This is a genomic window from Microvirga sp. ACRRW, assembly GCF_022346925.1.
Lineage (GTDB): Bacteria > Pseudomonadota > Alphaproteobacteria > Rhizobiales > Beijerinckiaceae > Microvirga.
Map to the genome: position 1 here is coordinate 311,614 of NZ_JAKRNJ010000001.1, position 14,055 is coordinate 325,668.

Genomic DNA, 14,055 nt, shown 5'->3' on the forward strand with positions numbered 1-14,055 from the left:
GGACGCGCTGCTCCAACACATCAATAGAGCCTGCCAGGTAGATTTGAGTAGCCAGAAACTAACAGACTACGTCAAGGATCGCAGAGTCTTCGGAAAACCCGTTCTGGAATTTCAGGATCCGGACTTCACCCTTGCCGAGAGAAAATGAAATCATGAAAATGCTGATCGCGCGTTCTCTTTGATAAGCTGGCCGGATCAAGAGCTGATCCTGAGGAGATACGCGTGAGTTCCCGGTCTAGAGCCACTGCTTTTGACGGAAGCGCCAATAGAGCCATCCGCACACCAGGGCGATGACCACCAGAACCAAAGGGTAACCGTATCGAGAATGCAGTTCAGGCATGATGTCGAAGTTCATGCCGTAGATTCCGGCTACTGCCGTCGGCACCGCCAGAATCGCCGCCCAGGCCGCGAGCTTGCGAGTGATCTCCGTCTGCTGTGACTGCCCTCTCATGAGATTGGCCTCGAACGCGAATGCCAGCACTTCGCGCAAGGACTCGATCTCTTCCTGCACTCGGCGGATGTGGTCGGAGACATCTCGGAACAGCGGATGCATGGTACCGTCGATTCCCGGAAGCCCAGGCTGTTCGAGGCGACGGCAGACCTCAACCAAGGGCACCGCTGCATTGCGCAGGCGCACAAGATCCCTGCGGAGCTGATAAATCCGCGTCATCTGATCCTCAGAGGGGTTCGCTCCCAAAATGCCGTCCTCGATCTCCTCCACTTCCGCTTGGATCGTTTCGATCACAGGCATGTAATTGTCGACGATGAAGTCCAGGATCGCATAAAGAATGAAATCCTCACCTTCCGATAACGCCTTGGGAGCGGCCTCGCAGCGTTCTCTGACTGGCGTGTAGGTGATCGAAGGCCCGTGCCGGACGGAAACCACATAACCGCGTCCGACGAACAGATGAGTCTCACCGAAGACGATGCGCCCCTCGAGCATCTGGGCGGTTCGTGCCACGATGAACAACGCCTCGCGATATTGCTCCAGCTTGGGCCGCTGATGAGCCTTGAGAGCATCCTCGATGGCAAGCTCATGCAGATCGAACTCTCTCTGAACCTTTCTCAGAAGATCAAGGTCTGGCTCGTGCAGGCCGATCCAGACGACATGTCCCGGCTTGCGCGACCATTCTCCGGCCCCTTCGATGGCGATGTCAGCCACCCGCCGACCAGCCGCATAGGCGACCGAAGCCACAATGCCAGGGCGGTTCGCAGGTGAGACTGGAATGGCTCTGAGTGCCTTAGCCATAATGCATCAACGCTTGGCAAGGGTTTAAAGTGCCAAAGCAAAGCAGCAATCAGGAGAGCCGCCGCAGTTCCTAGAAGCGGCTTGTCCGATAAGGATATGGATCGATTATCGGCTTCCTGCCCGCAATCAGGTCGGAAACCAGCAGGCCCGTTGTCGATCCGCCGATCAGCCCCGTCTGGCCATGACCGAAAGCAAGCATGACGTTTTCGTGTCGTGGCGAAGGACCGATGACCGGCAGGGAGTCCGGCGTTGCCGGGCGGTGCCCCATCCAAATAGAAACCGGCTCGCCAGTGGCACCGGGGAAGTAGCGCTTCGCAATTCTTCCGAGGGCAGCGGCCCGCCGCTCGTTCATCGGCGCGTCGAGACCGGCGATCTCCGCCGTTCCCGCGACCCGGAGGCCATTCTCCATCGGCGTCATCATGATCTTCGTGGCCAGCGGATAGAGCGGCCGCTTTGGCGCTGTCTCCGGCATGGGCAACATCACGTGGTAGCCGCGCAGGCTTTCGAGGGGAATCTTGAGACCGAGCCGCCCGGCCAGACGTTGAGACCATGCCCCGGCTGCGATCACCACCCTATCGCACGGCATGCGCCCCACATCCGTGATGACGGCGCGAACCTGTCCGGCATCCTGCTCGAAATCCTTGACCGATGCGCGAACGAAGCGTCCGCCGTTTCGCACAATGCTCTCGGCAATGGTCGTCACGAGACGATGCGGATTGCTGCAATGACCGGAATCGGGAAGGTAGACCGCCCTTGCAAACCGAGGCCCCAATGACGGCTCCAGTTGGCGGATCTCGTCGGAATTCAGAATTTCCGAGCGGACGCCCAGCGCAGCCCTGATCTCTCGACCGAGTGCATCCTTGGCGAAGGCCGCATCGCTTTCATAGAGATAGAGTTGACCGGAGACGTGAAGCAGGCTTTTGGCATCGACTCCCAGAAGCGTCCGGTAGTGCTCGAAGCTGTCGGCATGGAGAAAGCGAAGCGCTTTTGAGATTCCGCTGATGCGCGGTCTTGAGCCCGCCGCGATAAATCTGGCGAGCCACGGCAGAGCGCGGGGCAGATAACGCCAGTCGATCCATAGCGGACTGTCGGGATCAGTGATCCATGATGCGGCCTGCCGCACAATGCCCGGCGTGGATATCGGCATCACCGATCCGGGACCGATGCTTCCGGCATTGCCGAAGGAACACGCCTCCCCCGGCGGCAAGGGATCGTAAATCGTCACCTTGTGTCCGTCCCGCTGAAGGAAGGCCGCACATGAAACACCGATGATGCCTGCTCCGACGATGGCGATGTTGGCCATGTTCCGTTTCCTCAGAGTGGAAGATGCAATCCGCGACCGGCTCGTTTGGCCTCCGCAATAACCTCGGCAGCAATGGCGAGATCGCCGAGCGCGAAGCCGGGGAAAAGAAACATGGTGCGTTGCGCCTCATCCGTCCGTCCAGCAGAAGTTCCGGCGACGAGGGATGCCAAATCCGCATCGAAAGGCCCCGGATAGCGGAGCTTGGCACGGTTCGCCGGATCGGCTGCCTGAGCATGATCGTCGGTCGCTAGGATATCAAGAGCGCGCAGCCCCTCGCCGTGCCACGGACGCCCGAGATCGACTGCCGCGACGAAGCATCCGGGTTTCAGAAGCGCCGCATCAAGGAAGGGCTCAAGACCGGGTTGTGCCGGAACCGTCGAGACGACCACATCGCAGGCGAGTGCTTCATCCGGCGCATTCGAGACTTCGGCATCGAGGCCGCTTTCCCTGGCATATGCCGCAAACTTTTCTGCCGATGAGCGGCCGCGTGAGCTGCAGACAACTTTGCGCAATCCAGGCAGCGCATCACGAAGATTGTCGAGATGTCCATAGGCTTGCGCACCGCATCCGATGAAGCCGATGGTGAAACTGTCGGGACGCGCAAGATAGGAAGCAGCGAGAGCGGACATGGCAGCCGTTCGCAGCACCGTAATGCTCGTCCCGTCGAGAACAGCCACCGGCACTCCGGTCTTGTAATCGTTGACCACGATCAGCCCATTGACATTCGGCAGCCCGCGTTCGCTGTTGTCCGCAGCAACCCCGACCCATTTCGTCGTCGCGTAAGGAGGGTCGGGCATAGCGGCGCAGAGGGACTGGAAAAAGTGTCCGGGGCCAATCGCTACGGTAAGCTTCGGCTGAACATGGGTTTTGCCCTCGGCATGCAGGCGAAACGCATGCGCAAGCGCCTCTCGCGCAGCCTGGGGCTTTATGTCGAGTGCAGCAATGTCTTCGCTCGAAAGATAGAGCAGCTTGCTCATTGCCCTCACCCCGCTCGGCTGTTGGACGATGCCGGCATATCGAACTCACGCGCCAGCTTGTCTGAGACCTGAACCGCATTCTTGAAACGATTGATGGAGAAGATACCGATCGGCGTATCGGTTCTGCCATCGACGATAAGATCGGCAAGGACCGCAGCAACTCCTGGCCCGACCTGGAAGCCATGTCCGCAGAATCCGAAGGCGTGATAAAGGCCGGGCGCCACTTCGCTCTCTCCGATGACTGGAAGCATGTCGGGCAGATAACCCTCAATGCCCGACCAAACACGGATGACCTGCGCCGATTTCAGAAACGGCGCGATCTTCATGAGACTGCGCATGCCGTTCAAGGTCTTGACCGGCGGTACGGGCGCACGGTTGAGCACATGATCGGCAGCAGTGCGCGGATAGCCTGCGAAAATCACGTTGCCGCGCGGAATTTGCCGGAAGATGGCGGAGCCATCCACGGCCTGGATGGAGGGCGTAACGCGATAAGGAAGAGGCTCGGTCACGAATTGCGGAGGCCCGGCTGCGAACATGGGTGCCGTCTCGCCGAAGGTTTCCGCAATCTCCAGGGCCCAGGCACCAGCGGAGTTCACCACCGCGTCACATTCTAGCACGCGCCCGATCTCGGTCTTCACGGCAAAGCCGGAGCCGTTTCGGCTCACTTCCGTCACGCGCGTATTTTCGATGACCTCCACGCCGAGCCGCTGTGCGGCTCTGGCGACGGCCACCGACACGAGACGAGGATTAGCCGTGGCATCTCGCGCCGAATAGGTTGCAGCCTGCGGCGTTTCTCCCAGCCATGGCCAGCGGCGGTGAAGCTCGTCACGACCGACACGCTCGATCACGAGCCCATGGCTCTCAGCGACGCGGGCGTGCTGCTCCAGCTTCTCCTGCTCCGCATCATTCACCGCGATGTAGAGATGGCCTGTCTTCTCGAATTCGCATCTGTCGCCGATGAGCTCTTCGATCTCCTCCCAGATCGCCTGCGATCTGAGCGACAACGGATATTGCCCCGGATGGCGGCCTTGCAGGCGCAGGTTTCCGAAATTCGTCCCGCTCGATTGTGCACCGACGACGCCTTTCTCAATCAGCGTCACCTTCAATCCGCGCTTGATGAGAAAAAGAGCTGTCCAGGTTCCGATGAGTCCGCCGCCGACAACAACAACGCGCGTTTTCGTCGTCATGGCTCCAACTCCGCCGCTGCATGAAGAGGAATGGGCTTCACCGGCGCCTGCACGCGCAAGCGTCCTGCTTGAGCAATCGGTGCATTGCACGTTCCCGCTACGATTTCCTGCAAGGCCGGTCCGCAGAAGCGCCCTTGGCATCGGCCCATGCCGCAGCGAGTGACAGCCTTGACGCGATTGACCTCTCGCGGCCCCAACGGCGCGCGAACGGCGGCTCGGATTTCTCCGACCGTCACCGCTTCGCATCGACAGACGATGGTTTCATCGGAAAGCGCGGCCGCCTGCTCAACCGGCCATGCGAAAGCTTTGGCGAGTCCGCGTTGGAATCTCCGCAGACGCTCGATCTCTTTGCGCAGTGGCGCAAGCGCGCTCTCCGGCTGCGGCCGGCCCGTATCTGCGAGCAGTGCGTAAGCGGCGAGCGCGCCGCTCGCCTCTGCGGCATCCGCTCCGCCGATGGCGGCCCCGTCGCCTGCCAGATAAAGGTCGGCTCCGGCGCGCCCATCTGCGTCCGTCTCCGGCAACCAGAGCCGGAAGTCCGGATCGAACTGAAAACGCGCTCCGGCCAGCTCGGCCAATTGCGTCTCCGGCTTGAGTCCATAGCCATAAGCGACGGCATCGCAGGCGATAAACCTCTCACGCCCTCGCCTATCCTTGATCCGCACGCCCTCGACATGATCCGTTCCATCGATCCCGAGCGGTGCCGCGCCGTCGATGATGGGGATACCAGCCATATGAAGCGCTGTGCGATACAGCATTCCCCGCGCCAGCGTTCGCGGACTGGCAGCGAGATCGCGGATAGCGGCGCGTTTTGCGGAGAGCGGAGTCGTATCGACCACCGCCGCAACCGATGCTCCGGACTTGTGATATTGCAGTGCTGCCAGAAACAGCAGCGGCGAGCTGCCGAGAAAGACGACGCGATTGCCGATCAGGCAGCCCTGATCCTTGAGGATCACCTGCGCGCCGCCCAGGGTGAAGACGCCTGGCAGCGTCCATCCCGGCAGAGGCATGATCCGATCCGTGGCGCCGGTTGCGAGGATCAGCGCGTCATACGGGATCGTCCCCGCCACGCCATCGCATAGCGTGTGCAGAACCTTCTCATGAGTGCCCCAGACCAGTGTGCCGGGCCGATAATCAATCCGCTCCTGGAGAGACGCGAACAACGTATGCAGGCGCTGGTACTTGCCCGCTTCCGAACCCATGAGAGCTTTGATGTCCAATGCGAGGCTCTTGGCCGGCGCGCGATAGCCCTGCCCTCCCGCCTGCTTCGTCTCGTTCACGAGAATGGGCTTCAGGCCCGCCTCGACCAGAATGGAGGCTGCGCGAATACCGGCTGGGCCGCCGCCGACGATCACCACATTATGCATCGGCTTGAGCCTTCCGGAGATCGGTCCATACGGCCATGCCATCGGCAGCTAGAGTTGTGCAGGCTCGTACCCGCTCGCCGCCTACGAGAGAAACCCAGCAATCCTGACAGGCCCCCATGAGGCAGAAGCCGGCTCGGGGCGCGCCGCCGAATTCGAGATGGCGGACGACTTTCCCGTTCAGCAGCAGCACCGCGAGCAGACTATCGCCCTCTACGGCCTCTACCTCATCACCATCGACCGTAAGGCGCAAAGCTGCGCCATGACGGGAAGCAACCCTTACGAGTTGTCCTTTGCGAACCCTTTGCTCTGACTTGTCCGGCATTTATGATCACCACGCAGTTATCGCCATGCAATAACTTTTGTGGAATGGTAGGGTCGTCAGAAAAGGGCTGTCAAGAAAAACGCGCCTAAACCATAAGCAATGCGACTTAAAGATTAGCCAGCAGAGATCATCTCAGGTGTTCGAGATGGAATGCGCTCCCGCGATGATATGCATAGCGAAGCGCTCCACCACTGCTTCCGGCGAGAAGCGCGACAGCGGAACCGCGATGTTGATGGCGCCCTCCGGACGATTGTTCGCCGCGACGACCGCTGCAGCGATGGAGGCATCGCCTCGATAGAACTCATCAAAGGCGGTGGCGTATCCCTGTTCGCGCGAAACGCGCAGCTTCTTCACGAGGTCGTCGATCTGCCATGTAGTCGAGGGAGTGATCGGCTTTCGGTCGGAGCGCTCGAGAATTGCAACCGCCTCGTCTTCAGGCAGCTGCGACAGAATCGCGATGCCGGGAGCCGTGCAATAAGCCGGCATGCGAGAGCCGATAATCACATTCGTGTTCAGCATGTGCCGGCTCATGAAGCGCGAAATGAAGATGATCTCGGTATCATCGAGCACGGTCATGTTGACCGTCTCTTCCGTCTCCTTGGAGAGGTGCAGGAGATAAGGCATTGCCCGTTCTACGAGGCGATTGCTGCGAAGGTAGTAGTAACCGAGTTGCAGCGTCTTCGCTGTCAGCTCGAACCGCTTCGTCTCAGGATCCTTCCGCAAGTAGCCGAGCTTCGTCAGTGTATGCGTGAAGCGTTGTGCAGCGCTGACATCCATCTCGGTTGCAGCAGCGATCTGGGAGAGGCTCAGGCTTGTGCTGTGCTGATCGAAAACAGAGAGCACACGAAAAGCCTTCTCGACCGACATCACCAGCAGCGGGTCTGTGGCGCGGCCGCGCTTTGGCGGCGCTTCATCTTCGATGGTCTTCATTTTGCCGGTCGCCATTCCTGAAATCTCTCTCCTGGAACCTCCTCGATAAAAATCCCGAGGGCAGTTGACAATAGCAGTAAGTTAGGCGGAACATACAATAAGAACTATTGCATTGCAATAAAATAGCAGGAGGGCTTGCAGACCATGGCTGAATTTATCTTGAGCGAGCGGCAGGGCGCCGTCGGCATCGTCACCCTGAACCGCCCCCAGGTTCTGAATGCCTGGAACACGGCCATGCGGGAGGAACTGACCGCCGCCCTGACAGCCATGGAAGAGGATGCGGACGTCCGCGCGATCATTCTCACCGGCGCAGGCGACCGTGCCTTCGGCGCCGGTCAGGACCTCAACGAGACGAAGACATTCGATCCCGAGCGCGCTGAGCTGTGGATGGGCGAGTGGGAGCGTCTCTATGATCGCATCCGTTCGCTCTCGAAGCCGATCATCGCAGCGCTGAACGGCGTCGCCGCAGGCTCCGCCTTCCAGGTCGCGCTCCTCTGCGACATCCGCGTCGGCCATTCCGGCGTGACCATGGGCCAGCCGGAGATCAATTCGGGCATCGCCAGCAGCACCGGTCCCTGGATCATGCGCGAGCATATCGGCCTCGCCCGAACCATCGATCTGACGCTCACCGGCCGCATGATGGATGCGGACGAGTGCTACCGCATCGGCGTCATCAGCCGCTTGGTTCCGCAGGACAAGGTGATGAGCGAGTCGCTTGCACTTGCAGAATTCCTCGCAAGCAAGCCTCCCGTTGCGATGCGTCTGGACCGCATGCGCTTCCGTGAAATGACGCAAGCAGGTTTCGACGACTGCATGGCCGCCGGCATCCGCATTCAGCGCGAAGCATATGCATCCGGTGAACCGGCCCGGATGATGGAGCAGTTCTTGGCTCGCAAGGCCGCGGCAAAGAAGGGCTGAAGCCCCAGCCACAACCCGAGGGAATACAGGTGAACAGCCTGCCAAACAGGAGGACTAAAGAATGAGCGATACCAATCTGACTATCAATCGGAGACACCTGCTCAAGACCGCAGGTGGTGCAGCCCTGGTTCTCGGAATGCCGGGGCTGACCGGCCGGGCTCAGGCGGCGACGACAATCACCGTCGCCGATCCCGGCGGCCCCTTCGGCCCCGCCTTCCGGAAGGCCTTCTACGATCCCTTCGAGAAGGCGACCGGAATCAAGGTCGTCAACGTGGCTCGTGAAGCCGAACCCACGGCCCAGTTCAAGGCCATCGTGGAAACGAAGTCCTATACCTGGGACGTCTGCACGCTGACGCTCTCCGCGCGCGACATCCTGGTGAAGCAGAATCTTCTCGAGCCCATCGGGTTCACGCGAGATGCCGCTCCTGGCCTGATGCCCGAAGCCATCACCGATCATTGGATGGGCACGGACGTTTATTCCACGGTCTTCGCCTACAGAAACGACCACTTCAAGGACAATGCGCCGAAGAGCTGGGCCGATTTCTGGAACGTGGAGAAATTCCCCGGCCGCCGCTCCCTGCGCAAGAACCCCATCGACTCCCTCGAGCAGGCGCTGATGGCCGACGGCGTGAGCATTGATCAGCTCTACCCGCTCGATGTGGACCGCGCGTTCAAGAACCTGGACAAGATCAAGCAGCACATCGCTGTGTGGTGGACCGGTGGCGCGCAATCGACGCAGCTCCTGCAAAGTGGCGAGGTCGATATCATCAGCGGTTGGAACGCACGTCTCCAGTCGGCCATCGACGGCGGCGCGCCGGCGACAATCGTCTGGGAGCAGGGACTCTATTCCATCGAAGGTTGGGCGATCCCGAAGGGCAATCCACGCGCGGATGCGGCAAAGCAGTTCATCAAGTTCTGCTCCGCTCCTGATCGCCAGGCCGCCTTCACGGAAGTTCTGGCTTACGGCCCGACCAACCTCGACGCCTATAAGAGCATCTCAGCGGATCGCGCGAAGGTCCTGCCGACCTCGCCAGAGAACCTGAAGAAGATGCGGGTCGCCAACGAGAATTGGTGGAGCGAGAACCGCGCCGCTGTGACCGAGCGCTTCAATAGCTGGCTGCTGACCTAAAAAAGCAAGCGCCGCCGCCTCAGTCCGTGGGGGCATGAAGCCGAGGCGGCGGCGCATCTCGGCGTGACTTGAGTTGTGTTTCCCGAACCGCGTGCGCGTGAGCGTTCGTCGATGCCTGAAGGCATGGCTAACTCTCCGTGACTGCGCTGAGGCTCTGCGGAGTCGGTTTTTATTGCATTTTTCGACCGGGCGGATGTCGCGGGCTATTTCAACGCCGCGCCCGCACATGGCTTCGAGATGAAGGAAGGAAGGCGCTACGATGACAACGATAGCGAAGGACGGCCCAAGCGCGCCGAAACTGATCATTGAAGGCCTGTCAAAGCAGTATGGTTCCGTGACGGCTCTGGAGCCGACGCACCTGACCGTTCCGACGGGCGAGTTTCTCACGCTACTTGGTCCATCCGGATCCGGCAAGACGACGCTGCTTCAGATGATCTGCGGCCTCGTCGAGCCGACTTCCGGCCGCATTCTCATCGATGGTCGAGACCAGACGCAGACGCCGGTTCACCAGCGCGATATCGGCCTCGTGTTCCAGCACTATGCCCTCTTCCCGCACCTGACCGTTGCCGAGAACATCGAATTTCCCCTTCGCATGCGGCCTCTCTCCGCGACGCAGGTCAAGCAGCGCGTCAAAGATGCGTTGACAATGGTGCAGCTCGACCATCTCGCATCACGTTTCCCGCGAGAACTTTCCGGCGGCCAGCAGCAGCGTGTCGCACTTGCACGCTCCTTCGTCTACCAGCCCTCCATCATTCTCATGGACGAACCGCTCGGCGCTCTCGACAAGAAGCTGCGCGAGCACATGCAGATCGAGATCAAGCAGCTCCACCGCGAGACAGGCGCCACCATCATCTACGTGACCCACGATCAGGAGGAGGCGCTCGCCATGTCCGATCGGATCTGTCTGATGAACCATGCCCGGATCGAACAGCTCGGCTCTCCTCACGAGATTTACGCCCGTCCGGCGACGGCTTTCGCTGCCGACTTCATTGGCATTTCGAACATCTTCCGTGGGAAGGTCGACGCTTCCAACGGAGAAACTCGTCTTACGACGCCGCACGGAAAATTCCGTCTGCCCGCGGGTGCCACGCACTCCGGTGCAGAGGCCGCCATCGTGGTGCGCCCTGAGCAGATCAGCCTTGGAGGCGACAAAGGGAACACTGTCGTTGGCCGCGTCGCGGATGCCGTTTATGCCGGCTCAGAGACGCGCCTCATCGTCGATCTCGACGAGGGTGAAACGGTGATCGTGCGTCTGCCGCCCGGCCAGCCTGCTCCCGCCTATGGAGAGCGCGCAACCCTTGGCTGGAATCCGGACGCCGCGGTTCTGGTGCCATGAGTGGTAAGGGAATCGCAAGCATGACAGCCATCACCGCTCCCGCCCTACCCCTCCGACAGCGACTGCTTCGTCCCAACGCGCTTTGGCTCGCGGCACCGGGCATCGCGTTCCTCGCCATTTTCTTCCTATTTCCGGTCCTGCGCCTCCTTTCCCTGAGCGTGCAGGATCCGGCGAGCGGCGCTCTCAGCGTTGCGACCTACGCCCGGATCGCGAACACGGACGTGTATCTTCAGGTTCTGGGCATCACGTTCAAGATCGCAGCCAACACGGCACTGTTTTCGATCCTGCTGGGTTATCCCCTCGCCTATTGGCTGGCCGGACTGAAGGATGGCCTGCGCGAGCGCATGGTTCTGCTCGTGATGGTTCCGTTCTGGACGAGCTATCTCGTGAAGACCTTCGCCTGGATGGTCGTGCTCGGCCGTACCGGCGTGATCAACAGCATGCTCACGGGAAGCGGCCTCGCTTCGCAGCCTCTTCCCCTCGCCTACAACGAGTTTGGCGTGATGGTCGGCATGGTTCATGCGATGGTTCCTCTCGCCGTTCTCACTATGCTCCCGGTCATGATCGGCATCGACCGGCGTCTGATCCAGGCAGCACAGGCTTTGGGTGCGGCACCCGCTCAATCTTTCTGGCTCGTCTACTTCAAGCTCTCCCTGCCCGGCGTCACGGCTGGCGGCCTGCTCGTCTTCATCTCGTCCCTCGGCTTCTTCATCGTGCCGGCCCTCCTGGGCGGACGGCGCGAGACGATGCTGGCGCAGCTCATCATCACGCAGGTTCAGGAACTCCTGAACTGGGCCTTCGCAGGCGCGCTCGCGGCCATGATGCTGGTGGCGGCGCTTGTCACCGTCTGGATCTATGACCGTCTCTTCGGCCTCTCCTCTCTCTCGGGCGAGACCTCGGGACAAGAAGGCGGAACGGGGCGCCTGCGTCTGCTCGGCCTTTCGATCCTGCGGGTTGTCGCGAAAGCGAGCGCGCTGCTGGCCGATGTCGTCCGCCGCGTGATCGGAACGCGCGGGACGAGCAAGTTGTTGTCGATCTACTGCACGCTTGCCCTCATGTTCCTGGTGCTGCCGACATTGCTTGTGATCCCCATCGGTTTCACAAGCTCGCAGTTCCTGGAATTCCCGCCTCCGGGATACAGCCTGCAATGGTTCGAGACCTATTTCTCCTCGCCGGTCTGGCTGTCCGCCACCTTGCGCTCCTTCGGCGTGGCTGCGGCGACAGCAATCTGCGCAACCGTTATCGGGGGCTTGGCGGCGCTGGCATTGGCACGCTCCAACACCCGCTGGGGCGGGCTCGTGTTCGCTGCGTTCCTTGCTCCCATGATCGTCCCGCGCATCATCATCGCGGTCGGCCTCTTCTACCTCTTCGCACAGATCGGCCTCATCGCGACGGATCTGGGCCTGGTGATCGGCCACACCGTCCTGGCTCTTCCCTTCGCCTTCGTGACGATCACGGCGATCCTGAAGAACTATGACTGGCGTCTCGATCAGGCGGCGGCTGTGCTTGGAGCGAACCGGGTCAAGACTCTGTTTCTCGTCACGGTTCCTCTCGTGAAGGGTGGGTTGGTCGCGGCCTTCCTGTTCGCCTTCATCACCTCCTTCGACGAGCTCACGATCGCGATCTTCGTCAGCGGCGGCATCAAGACGACGCTGCCCAAGCAGATGTGGGACGACATGATCCTGCAGCTCAATCCGACCCTCGCCGCGGTCTCCGTTGTGGTGTTCGTGATCGTGACAGTACTTCTTCTTCTCGCGGAACGCTTCCGCCGGACGACATAAAATCACAAGCTGAGAAATTTCGATGCCACTCGATACCATTAGTCTCGCCGATCTCTTGCGGCAGCATGCCGATAAGAATCCGGATGGAATCTTCGCTCGTTTCAATGGCGATCCCATCACCTTCGCCATGCTGGACTCCCAGTCATCCGCCATGGCGGCGTGGGCGCGCTCCCGGGGCCTGCAGTCCGGCGACCATGTCGCGGTCATGATGCGCAACAGCGTGCAAACTCTGGCCGTGGTCTTCGGCCTCGCCAAGGCCGGTCTGGTCTGGGTGCCGCTCAATGCTCAGCAGCGTGGTCAGGGCCTGCAATATATCATCAATCACTCGAAGCCGGCTCTCATCGTCGCCGACGACGACCTTCTGCCGACGATTGCAGAATCCGAAGCGGAACATCCTCGAGAAGGCTTCATCATCCATGGAGAAGCCGGAGACCATCCACGCCTTGCCGAGGTCCTGGGCACGGGAGCGCCCTTCGCGGAGCCGGCGCCCAACTTGGATGCGCCGTTCGCGATCATGTACACCTCCGGCACGACAGGCCATCCGAAAGGCGTGACCGTCTCCAACCGGATGATCCGATTGGCTGGAGAAGGCGTTAGCCTCGTCGCTGCCTCTCGTGCAGGCGACGTGATGTTCGTGTGGGAGCCGCTCTACCATATCGGCGGGGCTCAGCTTCTGAGCCTGCCGATGACGCATGGTGTCGTCCTTGCGATGGTAGACCGTTTCAGCGCAAGCCGCTTCTGGGGCCAAGTGCGCGAATACGGTGCGACGCACATCCACTATCTCGGCGGTATTTTGCAGATCCTTCTCAAGCAGCCTGCATCGCCGATGGATCGGGACCATCTCGTCAGGATCGCCTGGGGCGGAGGCTGCCCGGGCGACATATGGGAGGCGTTCCAAAATCGCTTCGGTGTCCAGATCCGTGAATGCTACGGCATGACGGAGGCCTCCAGCATCACGACCTTCAACGACAAGGGTGTCGTCGGCTCGGTCGGAAATGCGGTGCCGTGGTTCACGGTGGAACTGCTCGATACCGACGGCAATCCCGTTCCTCAGGGCGAGCGAGGCGAAATCGTGGTGCGGACCTCGCTGCCGGGAGCAATCACTCCCGGCTATTTCGAGAACCCGTCTGCGACTGAGAAGGCTCTTCGGAACGGCGCTCTGTATACGGGCGATCTCGGCACCTACGATGCGCAGGGCAACTTGATCTTCCATGGCCGCATGACCGACAGCGTCCGCTGCCGTGGCGAGAACGTCTCCGCCTGGGAAGTGGAGCGTGTCGCCTCCGATCATCCGGCCATCGAGGATTGCGCCATGATCGGCGTCGCGGCGGATATCGGCGAGCAGGACATCAAGCTCTTCATCAAGCCGAAGGCCGGGGCCAGCCTGCAGCCTGCGGAGATCTCCACATGGCTGACCTCCCGCCTCGCGGCCTACCAGAACCCCCGCTACATCGCCGTGGTCGACGAGTTCGAGCGCACGCCGAGCCAGCGCATCATGAAACACAAACTCTCCAAGAGTCTCGACGATTGCTGGGACAGACTCGCGAAAGGAAACTGAG

The 14,055-nt window shown here is 61.0% G+C and carries 13 protein-coding genes; 6 read left to right on the plus strand and 7 right to left on the minus strand.

Going from position 1 to position 14,055, the window contains the following annotated elements; all coding sequences use genetic code 11:
* Nucleotides 1–235: 235 nt before the first annotated feature.
* The 6 genes from MHY87_RS01540 to MHY87_RS01565 all read right to left on the minus strand — a co-directional run bounded on the left by MHY87_RS01540 (nucleotide 236) and on the right by MHY87_RS01565 (nucleotide 6,279).
* Entirely contained in the window at nucleotides 236–1,249 is a 1,014-nt protein-coding gene (locus MHY87_RS01540; protein ID WP_239348700.1) for a magnesium and cobalt transport protein CorA, read from the minus strand.
* 70 nt (nucleotides 1,250–1,319) lie between these two features.
* Nucleotides 1,320–2,552, minus strand: a complete 1,233-nt coding sequence (locus MHY87_RS01545; RefSeq protein WP_239348702.1) for an FAD-binding oxidoreductase — start codon at nucleotides 2,550–2,552, stop codon at nucleotides 1,320–1,322.
* An 11-nt stretch (nucleotides 2,553–2,563) separates the two neighbouring features.
* Nucleotides 2,564–3,529 (minus strand): ornithine cyclodeaminase family protein, encoded by a 966-nt coding sequence (locus tag MHY87_RS01550; RefSeq protein WP_239348704.1) that lies wholly within the window; start codon nucleotides 3,527–3,529, stop codon nucleotides 2,564–2,566.
* A 5-nt stretch (nucleotides 3,530–3,534) separates the two neighbouring features.
* Complete coding sequence (locus MHY87_RS01555; protein ID WP_239348706.1) at nucleotides 3,535–4,716, minus strand: FAD-binding oxidoreductase; 1,182 nt, start codon at nucleotides 4,714–4,716, stop codon at nucleotides 3,535–3,537.
* Complete coding sequence (locus MHY87_RS01560) at nucleotides 4,713–6,080, minus strand: NAD(P)/FAD-dependent oxidoreductase (protein WP_239348708.1); 1,368 nt, start codon at nucleotides 6,078–6,080, stop codon at nucleotides 4,713–4,715. The genes MHY87_RS01555 and MHY87_RS01560 overlap by 4 nt, the downstream gene beginning before the upstream one ends.
* Nucleotides 6,073–6,279: a (2Fe-2S)-binding protein gene (locus MHY87_RS01565; RefSeq protein ID WP_239349721.1), complete on the minus strand. Its 207-nt coding sequence runs from the start codon at nucleotides 6,277–6,279 to the stop codon at nucleotides 6,073–6,075. Before MHY87_RS01565 ends, MHY87_RS01560 begins: the two co-directional genes overlap by 8 nt.
* On the opposite strand from MHY87_RS01565, the gene MHY87_RS01570 reads away from it, so the two are divergent.
* Complete coding sequence (locus MHY87_RS01570) at nucleotides 6,238–6,390, plus strand: hypothetical protein (protein WP_239349765.1); 153 nt, start codon at nucleotides 6,238–6,240, stop codon at nucleotides 6,388–6,390. The genes MHY87_RS01565 and MHY87_RS01570 overlap by 42 nt on opposite strands.
* Nucleotides 6,391–6,534: 144 nt before the next feature.
* Here MHY87_RS01570 and MHY87_RS01575 read toward each other — a convergent pair whose 3' ends face one another.
* Nucleotides 6,535–7,347 (minus strand): IclR family transcriptional regulator, encoded by an 813-nt coding sequence (locus MHY87_RS01575; protein ID WP_239348710.1) that lies wholly within the window; start codon nucleotides 7,345–7,347, stop codon nucleotides 6,535–6,537.
* Between the two features lie 129 nt (nucleotides 7,348–7,476).
* On the opposite strand from MHY87_RS01575, the gene MHY87_RS01580 reads away from it, so the two are divergent.
* From MHY87_RS01580 to MHY87_RS01600, 5 genes are all read left to right on the plus strand, one after another.
* Nucleotides 7,477–8,250, plus strand: a complete 774-nt coding sequence (locus MHY87_RS01580; protein WP_239348712.1) for an enoyl-CoA hydratase/isomerase family protein — start codon at nucleotides 7,477–7,479, stop codon at nucleotides 8,248–8,250.
* A gap of 61 nt (nucleotides 8,251–8,311) precedes the next feature.
* Nucleotides 8,312–9,379, plus strand: a complete 1,068-nt coding sequence (locus MHY87_RS01585; protein WP_239348714.1) for an ABC transporter substrate-binding protein — start codon at nucleotides 8,312–8,314, stop codon at nucleotides 9,377–9,379.
* 259 nt (nucleotides 9,380–9,638) lie between these two features.
* Entirely contained in the window at nucleotides 9,639–10,715 is a 1,077-nt protein-coding gene (locus MHY87_RS01590; RefSeq protein WP_239348716.1) for an ABC transporter ATP-binding protein, read from the plus strand.
* A gap of 20 nt (nucleotides 10,716–10,735) precedes the next feature.
* Nucleotides 10,736–12,496 (plus strand): ABC transporter permease subunit, encoded by a 1,761-nt coding sequence (locus MHY87_RS01595; protein WP_239348718.1) that lies wholly within the window; start codon nucleotides 10,736–10,738, stop codon nucleotides 12,494–12,496.
* A 22-nt stretch (nucleotides 12,497–12,518) separates the two neighbouring features.
* The gene (locus tag MHY87_RS01600) at nucleotides 12,519–14,054 is read left to right on the plus strand and encodes an AMP-binding protein (RefSeq protein WP_239348720.1); all 1,536 of its coding nucleotides are present in this window, start codon (nucleotides 12,519–12,521) and stop codon (nucleotides 14,052–14,054) included.
* Nucleotide 14,055 lies beyond the last annotated feature (1 nt).